Annotated in this window: 17 protein-coding genes; 11 read left to right on the forward strand and 6 right to left on the reverse strand. The window is 72.6% G+C overall.

Annotation, left to right across the window (positions count from 1 at the left end):
* Nucleotides 1–162 precede the first annotated feature (162 nt).
* Nucleotides 163–1,584, reverse strand: coding sequence for a YncE family protein (locus LG388_RS06310; RefSeq protein ID WP_225782016.1), 1,422 nt, complete (start codon nt 1,582–1,584; stop codon nt 163–165).
* Nucleotides 1,585–1,915: 331 nt separating this feature from the next.
* On the opposite strand from LG388_RS06310, the gene LG388_RS06315 reads away from it, so the two are divergent.
* From LG388_RS06315 to LG388_RS06325, 3 genes are all read left to right on the forward strand, one after another.
* Nucleotides 1,916–3,184 (forward strand): MFS transporter, encoded by a 1,269-nt coding sequence (locus LG388_RS06315; RefSeq protein ID WP_225782017.1) that lies wholly within the window; start codon nt 1,916–1,918, stop codon nt 3,182–3,184.
* A gap of 118 nt (nt 3,185–3,302) precedes the next feature.
* Nucleotides 3,303–3,632, forward strand: coding sequence for a cupin domain-containing protein (locus tag LG388_RS06320; RefSeq protein ID WP_225782018.1), 330 nt, complete (start codon nt 3,303–3,305; stop codon nt 3,630–3,632).
* A gap of 293 nt (nt 3,633–3,925) precedes the next feature.
* On the forward strand, nt 3,926–4,330 hold the full coding sequence (locus LG388_RS06325; protein ID WP_225782019.1) for a phage holin family protein: 405 nt from the start codon (nt 3,926–3,928) through the stop codon (nt 4,328–4,330).
* A 16-nt stretch (nt 4,331–4,346) separates the two neighbouring features.
* Here LG388_RS06325 and LG388_RS06330 read toward each other — a convergent pair whose 3' ends face one another.
* Nucleotides 4,347–5,570 carry an MFS transporter gene (locus LG388_RS06330; protein ID WP_225782020.1) on the reverse strand — a complete coding sequence of 408 codons (1,224 nt, stop codon included), beginning with the start codon at nt 5,568–5,570 and terminating at the stop codon, nt 4,347–4,349.
* Between the two features lie 177 nt (nt 5,571–5,747).
* On the reverse strand, nt 5,748–7,754 hold the full coding sequence (locus tag LG388_RS06335) for an acetoacetate--CoA ligase (RefSeq protein WP_225782021.1): 2,007 nt from the start codon (nt 7,752–7,754) through the stop codon (nt 5,748–5,750).
* A 121-nt stretch (nt 7,755–7,875) separates the two neighbouring features.
* Here LG388_RS06335 and LG388_RS06340 point away from each other — a divergent pair, with 121 nt between their 5' ends.
* The 8 genes from LG388_RS06340 to LG388_RS06375 all read left to right on the forward strand — a co-directional run bounded on the left by LG388_RS06340 (nt 7,876) and on the right by LG388_RS06375 (nt 15,023).
* Complete coding sequence (locus LG388_RS06340) at nt 7,876–8,625, forward strand: TetR/AcrR family transcriptional regulator (protein ID WP_225782022.1); 750 nt, start codon at nt 7,876–7,878, stop codon at nt 8,623–8,625.
* The gene (locus tag LG388_RS06345; protein WP_225782741.1) at nt 8,622–9,569 is read left to right on the forward strand and encodes an ABC transporter substrate-binding protein; all 948 of its coding nucleotides are present in this window, start codon (nt 8,622–8,624) and stop codon (nt 9,567–9,569) included. Before LG388_RS06340 ends, LG388_RS06345 begins: the two co-directional genes overlap by 4 nt.
* Nucleotides 9,570–9,601: 32 nt before the next feature.
* Entirely contained in the window at nt 9,602–10,423 is an 822-nt protein-coding gene (locus LG388_RS06350) for an ABC transporter ATP-binding protein (protein ID WP_225782742.1), read from the forward strand.
* Nucleotides 10,416–11,186, forward strand: a complete 771-nt coding sequence (locus LG388_RS06355; protein WP_225782023.1) for an ABC transporter permease — start codon at nt 10,416–10,418, stop codon at nt 11,184–11,186. Before LG388_RS06350 ends, LG388_RS06355 begins: the two co-directional genes overlap by 8 nt.
* Nucleotides 11,183–11,962 (forward strand): ABC transporter permease, encoded by a 780-nt coding sequence (locus LG388_RS06360; protein ID WP_225782024.1) that lies wholly within the window; start codon nt 11,183–11,185, stop codon nt 11,960–11,962. Before LG388_RS06355 ends, LG388_RS06360 begins: the two co-directional genes overlap by 4 nt.
* 35 nt (nt 11,963–11,997) lie before the next feature.
* Nucleotides 11,998–12,804, forward strand: coding sequence for a cyclase family protein (locus LG388_RS06365; RefSeq protein ID WP_225782025.1), 807 nt, complete (start codon nt 11,998–12,000; stop codon nt 12,802–12,804).
* Between the two features lie 13 nt (nt 12,805–12,817).
* Nucleotides 12,818–14,152, forward strand: a complete 1,335-nt coding sequence (gene fahA, locus LG388_RS06370; RefSeq protein WP_225782026.1) for a fumarylacetoacetase — start codon at nt 12,818–12,820, stop codon at nt 14,150–14,152.
* 163 nt (nt 14,153–14,315) lie between these two features.
* Nucleotides 14,316–15,023, forward strand: coding sequence for a glutathione S-transferase N-terminal domain-containing protein (locus tag LG388_RS06375; protein ID WP_225782027.1), 708 nt, complete (start codon nt 14,316–14,318; stop codon nt 15,021–15,023).
* Nucleotides 15,024–15,037: 14 nt separating this feature from the next.
* Here LG388_RS06375 and LG388_RS06380 read toward each other — a convergent pair whose 3' ends face one another.
* The 3 genes from LG388_RS06380 to LG388_RS06390 form a co-directional block, all read right to left on the reverse strand.
* The gene (locus tag LG388_RS06380; protein ID WP_225782028.1) at nt 15,038–15,517 is read right to left on the reverse strand and encodes a hypothetical protein; all 480 of its coding nucleotides are present in this window, start codon (nt 15,515–15,517) and stop codon (nt 15,038–15,040) included.
* Nucleotides 15,518–15,552: 35 nt separating this feature from the next.
* Nucleotides 15,553–15,882 (reverse strand): hypothetical protein, encoded by a 330-nt coding sequence (locus LG388_RS06385; RefSeq protein ID WP_225782029.1) that lies wholly within the window; start codon nt 15,880–15,882, stop codon nt 15,553–15,555.
* A gap of 170 nt (nt 15,883–16,052) precedes the next feature.
* Nucleotides 16,053–17,468 carry an AsmA-like C-terminal region-containing protein gene (locus LG388_RS06390; protein WP_225782030.1) on the reverse strand — a complete coding sequence of 472 codons (1,416 nt, stop codon included), beginning with the start codon at nt 17,466–17,468 and terminating at the stop codon, nt 16,053–16,055.
* Nucleotides 17,469–17,471 lie beyond the last annotated feature (3 nt).

Consider the following 17,471-nt stretch of genomic DNA (forward strand, 5'->3'; position numbering starts at 1 on the left):
CTGGCGGCAGCGGCATCGCGCGCGCACCGCAGACGTGGCAAGGGCCCCGACCGGGGCCCTTGGCTGTTCTGCGTCCGGCCGCGGCACCGGCGGCCCTCGGGGGGATGGGGCCGGCGAACGCGGCGCGGGGTTGCGGCCGCGCGGGTCGTTGCGCGCGGCGGCTCAGCGCGGCGTGATGCGCGTGATGCGGTCGCCCTGCGGGTCTTCGGCGCCGCGCGCCTTGTTCACCGCAAAGACGCTGCCCTTGCCGTCGAAGGTCAGGTGGTTGGGGAAAGTGCCGCCGGGCAGGTTGGCCACGATCCTGCCGTCGGTGTTGACCACGGTGACCGTGCCCGCGGCGCGGTTGGGGATGTAGGCCAGGCCGCGCGGCGCGTCCACGGCCACGTTCAACGGGCCGGCGCCCACGGGCACGTCATGCAGCGTCTTGCCGGTGGCCGGGTCGACGATCACCACGTTGTCGCTGCCCTGTCCGGTCACGAACAGGCGCTTGCTGCGCTCGTCGTAGCCGATACCGGCCGCCGAGCGGACGCCTTCGACCAGGAACACCTTGTCCACCTTGCCGCTGGCGGTATCGATGATGGCGACTTCCGGCGCGGTGCCGCTGACCACGTAGAGCTTGCCGGCCGCGCGGTCCAGGTCGATGCTCATCGGCGAGAAGTCCTTCGCGTCGCGGCCCTTGACCGTGGTCTCGATCTTGATCTCCGGCAGGGCCTGGAGCGTGCGTGTGTCGAACACCTTGATGGCCGGGTGGAACACGGGAGAGACGAACGCCTTGCCGCGTGCTTCGTCGACGAGCACGTCGCGCGCATGCGGCACGGCGCCCGGCTCGAACTGCTTGAGCAGGGCCAGGTCGGACTGGCGGTACACGGCCACGGTGTCCTGGCGCGTGTTGGTGACCCAGACGGTCCCCTGGCTGTCGTCCACGCCCACGCCGTAGACGGCGAAGACGCCCGGGTCGCGGGCCTGCTGGCCGGGCGCGGGTGCGCGGGCCGGGGCGGGGCGGGGCGCCACGCGCGCCTCGATGGCCAGCGTCTGCGGATGCACCTTCACCAGCTCCGATTGCGTGACCGGGGGCCGGCCGGCGGCCGAGGTGACGAACACGCGGTCGCTCCTGGCGCTGTAGGCGGCCTGGTACAGGCCCGGCACCAGTTTTTGCGAGGCGGTGCTGAAGCGGTCCTGGCCCGACAGCGGCACATGGGGCGAGACCTTCAGCGGCTGCACCAGTGCGGCCAGCGGCTTGCTGGCGTTCACGACCACCGGATGCTGGCCGGCCGGTGCGTCCGCTGGCACGTTAAATGCGGTGCGGAACTTGCCCTCGGCGTCGACGGTGACGGCGGAACCGAGCCTGGCGCCGCCGTAGCTCAACTGCACCTGCTGGCCAGGCACGAAGTTCTGGCCGGCCACCTTCACTTCCGAGCCCGGCAGCACGACGGGCGTGTCGACCAGGCTGACGCGGCCCTTGAAGTCCTCGGCCGGCACTTCGAAGGCCGGGCCGGTGGCGCAGGCGCCCAGCAGCAGGGCCAGGCCGACGGCGGCCACGGGGCGCGCGACGCGCAAGCGGGAGGGCAGTTGAGCAGCGCTCATGCGGTTTTCCTTTTGGAAGCTATGAATCAAGAGGTGGGCTGGCACCCGTACCCCGTCTTCGGCGGCCCGAAGACAGGCAGGCGCAGCGCAGCGCGCCGAGCCGGCCGCCCTGGTCCGGAGCTGCGCTGAACGCAGCGGCCGCACACCGGTGGCTCACCCGAGCGCCCGGCCTCGGCCGGGATCGTGGCGGATGTTACTGGCTTCTTGTAAAGACGAATCGTTCTCAATGTTTTGTCCGGGGTTTGGCGGCGGCAGCGCCGGACGCGAAGCGCAGGCACACTGCGTCCAGGTGGCCACGGAGCCCCCTGTGCCACAACAACATCCCAGAGACATGTCCGCCACCCTCCCCGCCCCCGGTGCCCGCGCCCGCCTGCCCGACTCGCCCTACGCCTGGCTGCGCCTGGGCATCACGCTTTTGATCATGACCGTGGGCAGCAGCGGCATGTACGTGATCTCGGTGGTGCTGCCCGCCGTGCAGGCCGACTTCGGCGTGGCGCGGGCCGATGCCTCGCTGCCCTACACGCTGCTGATGATCGGCTTCGGCATCGGTGGCGTGCTGATGGGCCGCCTGGCCGACCGGCATGGCGTGGCCTGGCCGCTGTTCGCGGGCGCCTTCAGCATCGGCCTGGGCTTCATCGCGGCCAGCTTCGCGCAGAGCATCGCGGCCTTCGGGTTGCTGCAGGCGGTGTTCATCGGACTGGGCAGCGGCGCCGTGTTCGCGCCGCTGGTGGCCGACACCTCGCTGTGGTTCGTGCGCCGGCGCGGCATCGCGGTGGCCGTCTGCGCCAGCGGCAACTACCTGGCGGGGGCGGTGTGGCCGCCGATCGTGCAGCACTTCGTGGACAGCGCCGGCTGGCGGCCCACCTACGTGGGGCTGGGCCTGTTCTGCGCGCTGACGATGGCCGGGCTCGCCCTGTGCCTGCGCGAGCGCCCGCCGGCGCTCGACGAGCCCGCGCCGGCGGTGTCGCAGCCCGGCATGGCGGCGCCGATCGATGCCACGCTGCGCCCCTTCGGCTTCAGCCTGGGCATGGCGCAGGGGCTGCTGTGCGTGGCCGGCATCGCCTGCTGCGTGGCGATGGCCATGCCGCAGGTGCACATCGTGGCCTACTGCGTGGACCTGGGCTTCGGCGCCGCGCGCGGGGCGCAGATGCTGTCGCTGATGCTGGCCTGCGGCATCGTGAGCCGGCTGGTGTCGGGCTGGATCTGCGACCGCATCGGCGGCCTGCGCACGCTGCTGCTGGGCTCGGTGCTGCAGGGGCTGGCGCTGATGCTGTTCCTGCCTTTCGACGGGCTGGTGCCGCTGTTCGTGGTGTCGGCGCTGTTCGGCCTGTTCCAGGGCGGCATCGTACCGGCCTACGCCATCATCGTGCGCGAGTTCTTCCCGCCGCGCCAGGCCAGCGGCCGTGTCGGCCTGGTGATCAGCTTCACGCTGCTGGGCATGGCGCTGGGCGGCTGGCTGTCAGGCAAGGTCTTCGACCTCACGGGCAGCTACCACGCGGCCTTCCTCAACGGCATCGCGTGGAACGCGCTGAACCTGTGCATCGCCGGCACGCTGCTGTGGCGCGCGCGGCGGCTGGGCACGCTGGCGCCGATCCGCTGAGGGCGCCCGTCTCCGTCTCCGCCGCGCCCACGCAGGCGCGGCGCGCGGGCGGGCCGAAGGCCCGGGCCTCGGGCTCGACCGGGCTTGCGCACCGGGGCGGCGCGCGCATACTGCGCGCATGGCACTCGAACACTCCCTCCCCGGACAGGCCGCGGACGTGACGCCATTCGGCGGCCGCCTGGCCTCCCAGCGCACCACGGCGCTGTTCAAATCCAACGACCTGGAGGTCATCCGCCTCGTGCTGCGCGCGGGCGAGACCTTTCCCACCCACAGCGTGAACGGCGAGATCACGCTGCAATGCATCGAGGGCCAGCTCGAGGTGCGCTCCGAAGGGCGCAGCCAGGCGCTGCAACCCGGGCAGCTGCTCTACCTGCTGGGCAAGACGCCGCACAGCGTGGCGGCAGTGCACGATGCGTCGGCGCTGTTGACCATCGTCGTGCGCAAGTAGCGCCGCGCGCACGGCGCGGTGCTGGAGGCGGTGGCCGTGGCCGCCGCGAGGCCCGTGTCCGCCATCCACCGGTCTTCCTGGTCGTAGTGCGCCTGCGTGTGCGCGACCGGCGCATGCCAGGCACCGGCCCGCGCGGCTTCATCCGCGCACCTCGCCTGGCCCCGCAGTTCGACGAATTCCTGGTGGGTTTCGTCCAGGGGCGGCAGGTCCAGCGCCAGCGCATCAGACCAGCGCAGCACACGCAAGGACCGGCCCCACGCGCTGCGCGGCCCGCATGGGCTTAGCATGGCGCGATGCTCGACAACCTCGCTCCCTTCCTCGTCCACTGGGCCATCACGGCGCTGTCGCTCTGGGTGGCCAGCCACATCTTCAAGGGCGTGCGCTTCGACAGCGCCGGCGCGCTGATCGCCTCGGCGCTGCTGCTGGGCTTTGCCAATGCGATCGTCAAGCCGCTGCTGATCGTGCTCACGCTGCCGCTGACCCTGCTCACCTTCGGCCTGTTCCTGCTGGTGATCAACGCGCTGGTGATCCTGCTGGTGGCGGCGCTGGTGCGGGGCTTTCACGTCTCGGGCTTCTGGACCGCGCTGTTCGCCAGTCTCTTCGTGTCGGTGCTCAGCCTGCTGATCGGCGCCTTCTTCGGCGGCAGCGACCCGGCGATGCAGATCCAGATGCCGCAGGGCAGCGGCAACTGGTTGTAGCCGCGCTGCAGCGGCGTCAGCGCCGCGCCGCGCCGTCCGAGGGCGGCACGGGGCTGCGCAGGTAGGGCAGCAGGCCGGCCAGCGCCAGCAGCGCCGCCAGGCCGAAGATCGCGCTGTAGATGTCCGGCGCGCTCCAGCCGCGCTGCTGGCCCGCATCGGCCACCTGCCCGAAGAGCCAGGCCGCGAAGCCCGAGCCCAGGAACACGAAGCTGTTGAGCACGCCCAGCCCGCGCCCGCGCTGGGCCGGCGGCAGCAGTTCACGGCCGTGCGTCATCACCAGCGGATGCAGCATGCCGATCGTGACCAGCACGGCCAGCAGCGTCAGATTCAGGCCCAGCCCCACCGCCGGCGCCAGCGCGAGCAGCACCGCCGCCGCCACGCCCACGGCCGCGCCGCGCGCGATGGTGCCGCGCAGGGAGCCGCGCCGCACCAGCACCGGCAGCCCGATGGCAGTGACGATGCCCATGCCGCTGAGCACCGCCAGCGCCAGGCCGCGCGCGCCGGCCGGCAGCGCGAACACGTCGGCGAAGTACGGCCCGCCCCAGGCGTTGCGGAAGGTGGTGCCCGCGGCCATGGCCACGCACAGCGGGATCAGCGTCCACAGCGCGGGCCGCGCCAGCAGCGCCAGGCTGCTGCCCAGCATCTGCGGCACCGATTCGGCGCGCGCGTCGGCATGCCCCTCGTCGCGCACCCAGCGCCACACGCCGGCGCAGGCCAGCGCCATCGCCACGGCCGCCAGCAGCAGCGGGTTGCGCCAGCCCCAGGCATGGGCCGCCCAGCCCAGCGGGGCCGTGGCCGCCAGCGCGCCCAGCATGCCCACGGCGTTGGCGCGGCCCAGCACGCCCACGCTGCGCTGCGGCGACAGCGCGGCCAGCGTGTAGTGCATGAGCCCCATGAAGATGGGCGCGCAGGCCAGCCCCAGCCCGGCCTGCGCCAGCATCGCGACCGGCCCGCTGGGCGCGGCCATGAACAGCAGCGCCGACACGGTGCCCTGCGCCATCAGCCAGCGCGTGGGGCGCCCCACACCCCAGCGGTCGAAGGCAATGCCGACCGGCACCTGCGCCAGGCCGAAGGCGATGAAGAAGCAGGAGGACAGCGCGCCGAAGCCGGCTGGCGACAGCTGCAGGTCGTGCTGCAGCTCGGGCGCGATCACGGCCAGGCAGCCGCGGAAGAACTGGCTCAGCGCGAGCGCGACGCTCAGCGCGGCGATGCCCCGCCAGGGAGCGGAATCGGAAGACATGCGGGCAACAGGCCGGGCCAGGGGCGCGGCCGAGGGAGGAGGCGGCGGATGGGCGGATGGGCGGGTCGGCGCAGCGCGCCGCCGGCGCATTAGACCCGCTGCGCGCACGCGCCGCCGGCGGGCGGCGCGATCTCCGACCGGCACGCCGGGGCGCGCCGCCCCGCGTGGCCCGCGCCTTCAGGCCGCGGTGCGCTGCGCGTGCCTGGCGGCCAGCGCCACGTACCAGTCCAGGCAGCCCGGGTTGGCCATGGCCTCCTTGTTGACCACCTTCTCCAGCGGCTGGCCCAGCATCAGCTTCTTGATGGGCAGCTCCTGCTTCTTGCCCGACAGGGTGCGCGGGATCTCGGCGACCTGGAAGATGTCGTCGGGCAGGAAGCGCGGCGACAGCGCGGCGCGGATGGCGTCATTGAGCTTTTTGCGCATCGCATCGTCCAGCACGACGCCGGGGCGCAGCACCACGAAGAGCGGCATGTAGCTGTCGCGGCCCAGGTATTCGAGGTCCACCACCATCGAATCGAGCACTTCGGGCAGGGCTTCGACGGCGTTGTAGATCTCGCTGGTGCCCATGCGCAGGCCCTGGCGGTTGATGGTGGCGTCGCTGCGGCCGTAGATGACGCAGCCGCCGTCCTCGCCCACCTTGAGCCAATCGCCGTGGCGCCACACGCCCGGGTAGGTGTCGAAGTAGCTGGAGAGGTAGCGCGCGTTGCCGGGGTCGTTCCAGAAGTACAGCGGCATCGACGGGATGGGCTGCACGCAGACCAGCTCGCCCACCTCGCCGATCACGGGGCGGCCCTGCTCGTTCCAGGCTTCCACGGCAGCACCGATCTGGCGGCACTGCATCTGGCCCGGCACTTCGGGCAGTTCGCGGTGGCCGCCGACGAAGGCGCCGCAGAAGTCGGTGCCGCCCGAGATGTTGCACCACCACGGATCGGCCGACCCGGCGGCCTGGAGCTGCGCCGTGCCCCAGCGCTGCACGTCCTCGGCCAGCGGCGAGCCGGTGCTGCCCAGCGCCCGCACGCGCGACAGGTCGCCGCAGTCCTTGGCCACCACGCCGGCCTTCATGCAGTTGGCGAAATAGGCCGCGCCGGCGCCGAAGAAGGTGACGCCATGGCGCGCGACGAAGCGCCACAGCACGGTCCAGTCGGGCTTGTCCTTGCTGCCGCCCGGGTGGCCGTCGAACAGGCAGATGGTGGTGCCGAAGGCCAGACCCGAGAGCTGCGAGTTCCACATCACCCAGCCCGTGGAGCTGTACCAGTGGTAGCGCTCGCCGCGGTTGTTGTCGCTGTAGCTGGCGCCCACGTCGTTGTGCAGCCCGCAGGCGTACATGTTGATGATGATGCCGCCCTGGCCGTGCACGATGGGCTTGGGCAGGCCGGTGGTGCCGCTGGAGTACACGACCCAGATCGGGTGGTCGAAAGGCAGCCATTCGGGCTCGAAGGCGGCCACCTCGGCGTCGTCGCGCGCGCTGGCGCTGGCCCAGTCGGCCTCGGCCGGGATCTGCGTGGCCGCATGCGGCGTGCGCAGCAGCAGCAGCTTCTGCACGCTGGGCAGCGCCTCGCGCAGCTGCTGCACGGTGGCGCTGCGGTCCAGCGCCTTGGCGCCGTAGTACACGCCGTCGGCGGCGATCAGCACCTTGGGCTCGATCTGCTTGAAGCGGTCCACCACGGCGGCGGTGCCCATGTCGGGCGCGCACACGCTCCACACCGCGCCCAGGCTGGAGCAGGCCAGGAAGGCGACGATGGTCTCGGGCACGTTGGGCAGGTAGGCGGCCACGCGGTCGCCGCGCTGCACGCCCAGCGACTTCAGCGTGAGTGCGACCGAAGCGACCTGGCGCCGCAGCTCGGGCCAGCTCATCTCGCGCACCTCGCCCAGCTCGTTCTCGCTCACGATGGCCAGGCAGCCGGCGGCGTGGGCTGCGTCCACATGGCGCAGCACCTCGCGCGCGTAGTTGACCTGTGCGCCGGGGAACCACTGGGCGCCCGGCATGCGGCGCTCGGCCAGCACCGCGGTGTGCGGCGTGGGCGAGCGCAGGCCGTAGTAGTCCCAGATGCTCTGCCAGAACGCGTCGAGCTCGGTGGTCGACCAGCGCCACAGCGCGTCGTAGCTGTCGAAGTGCAGGCCGCGCGTGTCGCGCAGCCAGTTCTGGTAGAGGCGGATCTGGGGAACGTAGGCAGGAAGGCTCATCCGGCCAGCCTAATGCGGCGGCGCCGTCCGCTCAATGCGGATCGGCCCCAGCGCCGTCATTTCCGCGACTCGGGGTTTGTACGCGTGTACAAGTTATTTGTACGTTTGTTCAATACGAAGCATGGCTGTGCCGTCGACCTCCCGTTCATCGCCGCTGCGGGCAGCACGGGCAGCAGCGGCCGAGCCGCGCCCCGACCGCAAGCAGGCCATCCTGCTGGCGGCCGAGAAGCTCTTCGCCCGCTACGGCTACCACGCGGTGAGCATCCGCCAGATCGCCGACGAGGCCGGCGTGCCGCTGGCGCTGGTGGGCTATTACTTCGGGCCCAAGAACGCGCTCTTCGAGGCCATCTTCGCGCACTGGCGCCCGACCATCGAGCGCCGCCTGGAAGCGCTGGCGGCGGTGCCCATCGACGCCGCCGACCCGCGCACGCTGCCGCGCATCATCGAGGCCTTCACGGCCCCGGTGCTGACCCTGCGCGCCAGCCACGAAGGCGAGTACTACGCGCTGCTGGTGGCGCGCGAGCTGTCGCACGCCACGGAAGAGGCCGACCGCGTGCTGCGCCACTACTTCGACCCGCTGGCCACGGCCTTTATCGACGCCCTGCAGCGCGCCCTGCCGCACGCCACGCGCGCGCAGGTGGCCTGGGGCTACCAGTTCGCGCTCGGGGCGCTGCTGCACCACCTGACCGACACGCGCGTGGAGCGCCTGTCCGGCGGCGAGGCCCAGGCCAACGACCCGGCCGCCGGCGCGCTGATGGTGGACTTCATCGCGGGCGGCCTGCGGGCCGCCATGCCGGCCCCCCGCGTTGCCCGCGCCGCTCGTACGAAGGCGGCGCCTTCCAAGAAGACCCACACACGGAGACAAGCCTGATGAAACGACGCACTGCACTTTCGGCGCTCGGCGCCGCCACGCTCGCGGCAGCCGCCCTGCCCGCCCGCGCCCAGGGCACGACCAAGATCGTGTTCGGTTTCACCGCGGTCACCGACTTCGCCTCGGTCTTCGTGGCCAAGGAAGAGGGCTACTTCACGAAGCGCGCGCTGGACGTGGAGCCGAAATTCATCCCGCTCAACTCCACCATTCCCGCCGCGCTGCAGTCCAGCTCCCTGACCATCGGCGGCCCCACGCCCTCGGTCTTCCTGCAGGCGGTGGACGGCGGGCTGGACCTGGTGCTGGTGGCCGGCGGCGGCCTCACGTCCAAGGGCATCACCGGCTTCGGCCTGGTGGCGCGCGCCGGCAGCGGCATCAAGACGGCGCAGGATTGCGTGGGCAAGAAGGTCGGCGTGCCGGGCCTGGGGGCCTTCCTGCACGTGACCTTCCGCGCCTGGCTCAAGGACCAGGGCGTGGACCACCGCAAGGTCAATTTCGTCGAGGCGGCCTTCCCGCAGCATGCGGACCTGCTGCGCGGCGGCTCGGTGGACGCGGTGGTCTCGGCCGATCCGTTCATGAGCCGCATCACCGAATCGGGCGCGGGCTACGTGGCCAGCTACTACTCCACCTTCCTGCCCGAGGGCAACCAGACCATCGTGCACGCCGCGCGGCGCGACTGGGCCGAGAAGAACCCGCAGGCGGTCCGCGCCTTCCGCGAATCGCTGGTGGAGGCGGCCGCCTTCATGGGCCAGCCGAAGAACGATGCGCGCGTGCGTGCGGCCATCGGCAAGTACATCAAGCTGCCACCGGACGTGCTGGCGAAGGTGCAGATCTCGCCGCCCGGGCCGGTGGTCAACGACAAGCAGCTCGCCTACTGGGTCGGCCTGATGAAGGAGCAGGAGATGCTCAAGTCCACGATCGACGTGGCGCGGCTGATCGCGCGCTGAGGCCGCAGTCCGTCATGGGAGCCCCCGACTTCATGGCCACGCGCCGGGCCCAGGCGGCGCCGGCCGCCGCCGTCCACGCCCCGGCGCCGCTGCTGCGCTTCGACGCGGTGAGCATCCGCCTGGGCGGGCGCGAGATCCTCTCGCCCACCAGCTTCGAAGTGGCGCGCGGCGAGTTCGTCTGCATCGTGGGCGCCAGCGGCTGCGGCAAGACCACGCTGCTGCGCACGGCCAGCGCGCTGGTCACGCCCAGCAGCGGCCAGGTGCTGCGCCATGGCGTGCCGATCAGCGAGCCCGCGCGCGAGATCGCCTTCGTGTTCCAGGACTACGGCCGCGCGCTGCTGCCCTGGCGCACGGTCGAAGGCAACGTGCGCCTGGCGCTCGAGGCCGCGCACGTGCCCGCGGCGGAGCATGCGGCGCGCGCCGCCGAGGTGCTGGCCAAGGTGGGCCTGGCCGCGCACGCACAGAAGTTCCCGCTGCAGCTCTCGGGCGGCATGCAGCAGCGCGTGCAGATCGCGCGCTGCCTCGCGCAGCGGCCCGAGCTGATGCTCATGGACGAGCCCTTCGGCGCGCTCGACGCGATGACGCGCCAGGGTCTGCAGGACGAGCTCGCACGGCTGGTGCGCGAGGATGGCCTCACCGTCGTCTTCGTCACCCACGACCTGGAAGAAGCGATCTACCTGGGCGACCGCGTGATCGCGCTGCAGGCCAACCCCGGCCCCGGGCGGCCCAGCCTGGCGCGCATGATCGACGTGCCGATCCCGCGCCCGCGCGACCAGCTCACGACGCGCGAGCACCCCGAGTTCGTGCGGCTGCGGCGCGAGCTCTTCACCTTCATCGAGGACGGCCATGGCTGAGCGGCGCCTGTGGACGGACCGGCTGCGGCCCTGGGTCATTCCGGCGCTGCTGCTGGGTGCCTTCGAAGCCTACGCGCGGCGCGCGGCGGCGCTGGGCAGCGATTCGCTGGCACCGCTCAGCGCGGCCGTCAAGGCCTTCGCCGGCGCGGCGATGGACGGCTCGCTGTGGCAGGCGACCGGCTTCACGCTGGGCACGGCCGCGCTGGGCCTGCTCGTGGGCGGCCTGCTGGCGCTGGCCGGCGGCATCGCGCTGGGGCTGTCGGCGCGCGCGGCGCGCATGGGCTTCATGACGACCGAGCTGCTGCGCACCGTGCCCTCGGTCGCGCTGATCCCGCTGGCCATGCTGATGTTCGGCTTCGGCGTGCGCATGGAGCTGGCCATCGTCGCCTTCGCCACCTTCTGGCCGCTGATGCTGCTGGTGCAGGCGGCCGTGCGGCAGGTAGAGCCGCGCCTGCTGGAGGTGAGCCGCGTGCTGGGCCTGTCGGCGCGCGAGCGGGCCTTCAAGATCGTGCTGCCGGCCATCGCGGCGCGCCTGTTCGTCGCGCTGCGCCTGGGCGTGGCGATCGCGCTGGTGGTGGCGGTGACGGTGGAGATCGCCGCCAACCCGCACGGCATGGGCTACGCCATGATGATCGCGCAGCAGAGCTTCGACCCGGCGCTGATGCTGGCCTGGCTGGGCTGGATCGGCGTGGTGGGCTATGCGGTCAACGCCGCCATGCTGCGGCTGCAGCGGCATGTCGCGCGCCGGATGGGGGCCGCATGAACGACCGCCCGACGTCGGCGAGCTGGCTGGGCTCCGCCCTGGTGCTCGGCGCGGTGATCGCGCTGTGGTGGGCGGCCAGCAACCTGGGCTGGGTGAGCCGCGTCTTCCTGCCCACGCCGCAGGCCACCTGGGGCGCGCTGGCCGAGGGCTTCAACCTGCGCGGCAACGGCCAGGGCGAGCTGGCCGCCTGGACCGTGGACACCGTCGGCCGCATGCTGCAGGGCTGGCTGCTGGCCTCGCTGGCCGGCGTGGCGCTGGGCGTGCTGATCGGCGCCTCGGCCACGGCGCGCGACTGGCTGCAGCCGATGCTGGAGTTCGTCCGCCCGCTGCCCGCGTCGGCGGTGCTGCCGCTGGCGATCGCGATCTTCGGACTGAGCCCGCGCATGGTGCTGGCGGTGGTGGCCTTCGGTGCCATGTGGCCGGTGCTGCTGGCCACCGTGCACGGACTGGCCACCGTCGATGCACGGCTGGCCGAGGTGACGCGCTGCCTGCAGCTGTCGCGAACCGCCTTCATTTTCAAGATCGGCCTGCCGCACGCGCTGCCCGACATCCTGGCCGGCATGCGCCTGGCGCTCACCGTCGCGCTGATCGTGGCGGTGGTGGGCGAGATGATCGCCTCGCAGGGCGGCCTGGGCCAGGCCATCCTGCTGGCGGCCCGCGCCTTCCGCGCCAGCGAGCTCTTCGCCGGCATCGTGCTGCTGGGCCTGATCGGCTTCGTCAGCAACGCACTGCTGGCCTGGGCCGAACACCGCCTGCTGCGCTGGCAGCGGCCTTGAATCCACCCCCACGAACACCCCCAAGGAGACCTGCCATGCCCCGCCGATTCGTCGACCTGTCGATCTACCTCGAGAACGACGTGCTGAGCGACCCGCCGCCCTTCGCGCCCAAGATCCAGTACTTCACGCACGAGAACACCGTCGAGCAGATCACGCCCTTCTTCCCCGGCCTGCAGAAGGCCGACCTGCCCGACGGCGAGGGCTGGGCGGTGGAGCAGGTGCAGCTGTCCACCCACAACGGCACGCACCTCGATGCGCCCTACCACTTCCACTCCACCATGGACAAGGCGCTGGGCGAGAAGAAGCCCGCCATCGCCATCGACCAGGTGCCGCTGGAGTGGTGCTTCCAGCCGGGCGTGAAGCTGGACTTCCGCCATTTCGCCGACGGTTATGTGGTCACGGCCGCCGACGTGGAGGCCGAGCTCGCGCGCGTCGGCCACACGCTCAAGCCGCTGGAGATCGTGGTGGTCAACACCCGCGCCGGCGAGCGCTACGGGCAGCCCGACTACGTCTCCAGCGGCTGCGGCATGGGCTACGAGGCCACCATGTACCTGCTGGAGCGCGGCGTGCGCCTCACCGGCACCGACGGCTGGAGCTGGGACGCACCCTTCGTCCACACCGCGAAGAAGTACGGCGAGACGCAGGACGCGGGCCTGATCTGGGAAGGCCACAAGGCCGGCCGCGACATCGGCTACTGCCACCTCGAAAAGCTGCACAACCTCGAGGCGCTGCCGCCGCACGGCTTCTTCATCAGCTGCTTCCCGCACAAGATCCGGGGCGCATCGGCCGGCTGGACGCGCGCCGTCGCGATCTTCGACGAGGCCTTGATGGCCTCGGCCTGAGGGGACGGCCTCGATGGCGCTCGACCGCACCCACGATGCGCACGCGCGCAGCTGGCTGGCCTCGGCCAACGTCGCCGACGGCGACTTCCCGATCCAGAACCTGCCCTTCGGCGTGTTCCGCCGCGCGGGCAGCCAGGAGGCCTTCCGCGGCGGCGTGGCCCTGGGCGACCAGGTGATCGACCTGCAGGCGGCTGCGCAGGCCGGCGCCTTCACCGGCCTCGCGGGCCAGGCGCTGCGGGCCGCGTCGCAGCCCACGCTCAACGCGCTGATGGCGATGGGCCCCGAGGCCTGGCATGCGCTGCGGCTCGCGCTCTTCGACGCCCTGGTCGACGGCGCCACGGGCCCGGCCACCGAGGCGTTGCGCGCCGCGCTCGTGCCGCAGGCGCAGGCCGAGCTCGGCCTGCCCAGCCGGATCGGTGACTACACCGACTTCTACACCTCGGTGCACCATGCGCTGAACGTGGGCCGGGTGCTCAAGCCGGACGATCCGCTCACGCCCAACTTCCGCTGGCTGCCCATCGCGTACCACGGCCGCGCCTCCAGCGTGGTGCCCAGCGGCACGCCCTTCCACCGCCCCTGGGGCCAGGCGATGGCGCCCGGCGCCAGCGCGCCGCAGTACGGCCCCTGCCGCCGGCTCGACTACGAGCTGGAGATGGGCTTCTACGTCGGCCCCGGCAACGCGCAGGGCCGGCCCATCGGCATTGGCGAGGCCGAGTCGCACCTCTTCGGCATGTGCCTGCTCAACGATTGGTCGGCGCGCGACCACCAGTTCTGGGAGATGGCGCCACTCGGGCCCTTCCTGGGCAAGAACTTCTGCACCAGCGTCTCGCCCTGGATCGTGACGATGGAGGCGCTGGCGCCCTACCGCGTGCCCTTCGAGCGGCCGGCCGACGAGCCGCAGCCGCTGGCCTACCTCGACAGCCCGGCCAACCGCGCACACGGCGGCGTGGACGTGCAGCTCGAGGTGCGGCTGCAGAGCCCGCGCCACCGCGCCGCCGGCCATGCGGGCGACCGCCTCTCGGCCACGAGCTTTCGCCACCAGTACTGGACGCTGGCGCAGATGGTGGCGCAGCACACGGTGGGCGGCTGCAACCTGCAGCCGGGCGACCTGCTGGGCACGGGCACCATCTCCGGCCCCACGCCCGGCGAGGCCGGCGCCATCGTCGAGCTCTCGCGCGGCGGCACGCAGCCCATCGAACTGCCCGCCACGGGCGAGACGCGCACCTTCCTCGAGGACGGCGACACGGTCGTCCTGCGCGGCTGGTGCCAGCGCGCCGGCCATGCGCGCATCGGCTTCGGCGAATGCCGCGGCGAGGTGCTGCCGGCCGTGGACGCGGCCGCCCGTTAGGGGCCGGCGCGGGCGGCCACGGCCGGCCGACGCCTGCGCGCGCGTGCGCAGACGTGCAGGACGCGCGCCGCATGCCCCCGCGACCGCAAGCCCTTCGCCGGCCGGCCGGCCGGCGCGCCCTGCGAATGGCCACAATGGCCGATCCGCCAACGAGGACCTTCGCATGAGCACGCTTTCCGACTTCCCGATCACGAAGAAATGGCCGGCCCGGCATCCGGAGCGCCTGCAGCTGTATTCGCTGCCCACGCCCAACGGCGTGAAGGTGTCGATCCTGCTGGAAGAGCTGGGCCTGCCCTACGAGGTACACCGCGTGGACTTCGGCAGCAACGACCAGTTGTCGCCCGAATTCCTGTCGCTGAACCCGAACAACAAGATCCCCGCGATCATCGACCCGGACGGCCCCGGCGGCCAGCCGCTGGCGCTGTTCGAGTCGGGCGCCATCCTGGTCTACCTGGCCGAGAAGACTGGCCGCTTCATTCCGAAGGACGCCGCCGGGCGCTACCAGGCGCTGCAGTGGGTGATGTTCCAGATGGGCGGCATCGGCCCCATGTTCGGCCAGCTGGGCTTCTTCCACAAGTTCGCCGGCAAGGACTACGAGGACAAGCGCCCGCGCGACCGCTACGTGGCCGAGTCCAAGCGCCTGCTGGGCGTGCTGGACAGGCACCTGGCCGGCCGGGAATGGGTGCTGGGCAGCGAGTACGGCATCGCCGACATCGCCATCTTCCCGTGGGTGCGCAACCTCGTGGGCTTCTACGAGGCGCGCGAACTGGTGGGCTTCGACGACTTCCAGGAAGTGCAGCGCGTGCTGGACGCCTTCGTGGCGCGCCCGGCCGTGGCCCGCGGCCTGCAGATTCCGGCCGCGCCGCGCTGAGCGCTCGCGGCGCGTCAGCGCTGCAGGCCGTGCAGCAACTTGCGCACGCGCTTTTGCTCCTGCAGGCCCTGCTTGCGGGCCTTCTCCACCTGCCGGCCGGCCTGCGCCCAGGCGCCGCGCAGGCCGTTGGCGATGCGGGCGGCCGGCTGCTGCGCCCTGCGGTGGCGGCCCCACAGCAGGGCCGCGCCCACCCCGAGCGCAGCCGTCGACACCAGCGCCACCGCCCACAGCGGCGAGGGCGCGCTCGAGGGCGTGGCCGGCGTGGCGCGGTCTTTCTTCTTCTGCGCCTCGTCCTGGGGCACCGGGCTCACGGTGACCGATACCGGGTCGCTGGCCGGGAAGGACTGGGAGATCGCGTCGTCCAGCAGGTCCTCGCCGGGCTGGGCGCTCGGCAGCGGGCGCACCTTCTCGCCCTCTTCCGGATGGCTGGCGGTCGGGAAGGCGAAGGCGGGCGCGGCACCGTTCGTCGGGGTGTCGTTCGGCTGGCGGGTCATGGTCGTGATCTCCTCTGAAGGCAAAAGGGAAAAGCTCAGGCGTTCATGGCGGCCTGCAGGGCCGCGGCGCTGTGGTGGTCGGGCGCTTCGGCCGAGCGGCGCAGGCGCGCACGCTCCAGCTGCAAGGTCAGCGCCTGGTGCCGGGCCAGGTCCTCCGGCGCCTGCGTGGGCCGGCGCACGAAGTCCAGGTACTGCTGCGACTGCGCGGCGCTCAGGCCCATCAGCACTTCGCGGCCGGCGGCGTCCAGCGCCAGCGCGCCGGCCCGCATGAGGCTGGCGCGCTCGTCGGCCGACAGCGGCAGGCTGCGCGGCGCCGCCGCAGGGGCGGCAGGCGCGCGGGAAACGGCATCGGCGGCATCGGTCATGGGCGGATCTCCTGAGGGACGCGGGCCGCGCCTCGACGGTTCGAGGCCCGCGGCGGGCGCCTGGAGGACCAAGGGTCGGCCCAAGCGCCGGCGGCGGCTGTGGGACAGTCCGGCAATGCGCGTAGGAGCGGGGCGGCGATGAAGACCCGCCCGGCCACGCGCGGGCGCCGTCAGGGCCGGGCGCGAGGCTTGTCGGCGGGCGGATGCGCCGGCCGGGGCGGCGCTGGCGCCCCACCCTCGTCTTCTTCGTCGCCGAACCAGTCTTCCAGCTGCTGGCCCAGGCGGGCGCCCAGCGCCGTGCCCACACCAGGCAGCACGGCCGTGCCCGCGGCGGCGCCGGCGAGTGCGCCGCTGCCCAGGCCGATGTGCGGCGAATCCAGGGTGCCGCTCAGCTGCAGCGGCACGCCCACCACGCCGTCCACCAGGTCGATGGCCAGCCGGCCCTGCATCCGGCGGTTGAAGACCTGCAGCCGGCCCTGCGCCGTGAGCACGCCGGAGCGGGCCTGCAGGTCGTGGTAGCGCAGGCGCGTGCCCTCGCCGGTGGCCTGGGTCTGCAGCGTGCCTTCGAGTTCGTCCAGCACGGTCTGGCCCGCGCGCTCGCGCCCCAGCGTGCGCACGGTGCGCGCCAGGTCGAAGCGCAGCAGCGTGGCCGGCGCGATGTGGAACTGCGTGCGCGTGCGCAGGCTGCGCAGCAGCTCACCCGGGCGCTCGCCGCGCGCCTGCAGCGTGGTGCGGCCGCTGGCGCGCCCTTCGAGCGCCGGCTTGCGCCCGAAGGCGGCCACGAGCTGGGCCACGTCCACCTCGCGCAGCTGCAGGTCGGCGTCCAGCCGCAGGGCGCCGCCCTCTTCCTCCTGCTGCAGTTGCGCGCGGCCCTGCCAGCCGCCACCGCCCGCGTCGGCCTGCACCTGCCATGCGTGCGTCGCCGCCGCCGAGGCCTGCGCGGGCGCGTCCTCGCGCCGCAGCCGCAGCGCGACCGGCGGCGCCACCTCGGGCCGCCGGATCTCGGCCGCGCGCGGCAGCCAGCCGGGGTCGAAATCGATCTGGCCGGCGTAATCCAGCTCGATGCCGCGCCGGTCGACCCAGCGCAGGTCACGGAACACGAAGCGTTCGACGGGTACGGGCGCGGGATGCCAGCGGCCGTCGGCGGGCGGGTCGTCCGCGCGCGTTTCACGGCCGCGGAAGGCCCGCACCGAAGCGCTGGGCAGGCGCACTTCGTCCACCTCCAGCCGGGCCAGGCCGATTTCGCGCTGCCACAGCAGCCGCCATTGCGGCGTGACGCTGATGCGCGCCAGGGTGATGGGCTGCGGCTGGCGCGTGCGCACGTCCTCCAGCACCAGCCGGGGCACCGGCTGCCATCGCCATTCGGCCGAGCCGATCTCCAGGCCGATGCCGAAGCGCTTTTCGAATTCGGCCTCGGCCTGGCGCGCCAGCGTCGGCCCGTCGGGCAGGCGGCTGACCAGCAGGCCCACTCCGCCGGCCAGCAAGCCCAGCAGCACGGCGAGCGCCAGCAGCCAGCGCCGGCCCCCCCGCCGCGCCAGAGGGGGCGCGGCTGCGGTCGGCTCGGTGGGGGGGGCGCGGTGGGTCACCAG

This window comes from Xenophilus sp. Marseille-Q4582, assembly GCF_916700565.1.
Classification (GTDB): Bacteria; Pseudomonadota; Gammaproteobacteria; order Burkholderiales; family Burkholderiaceae_C; genus Xenophilus.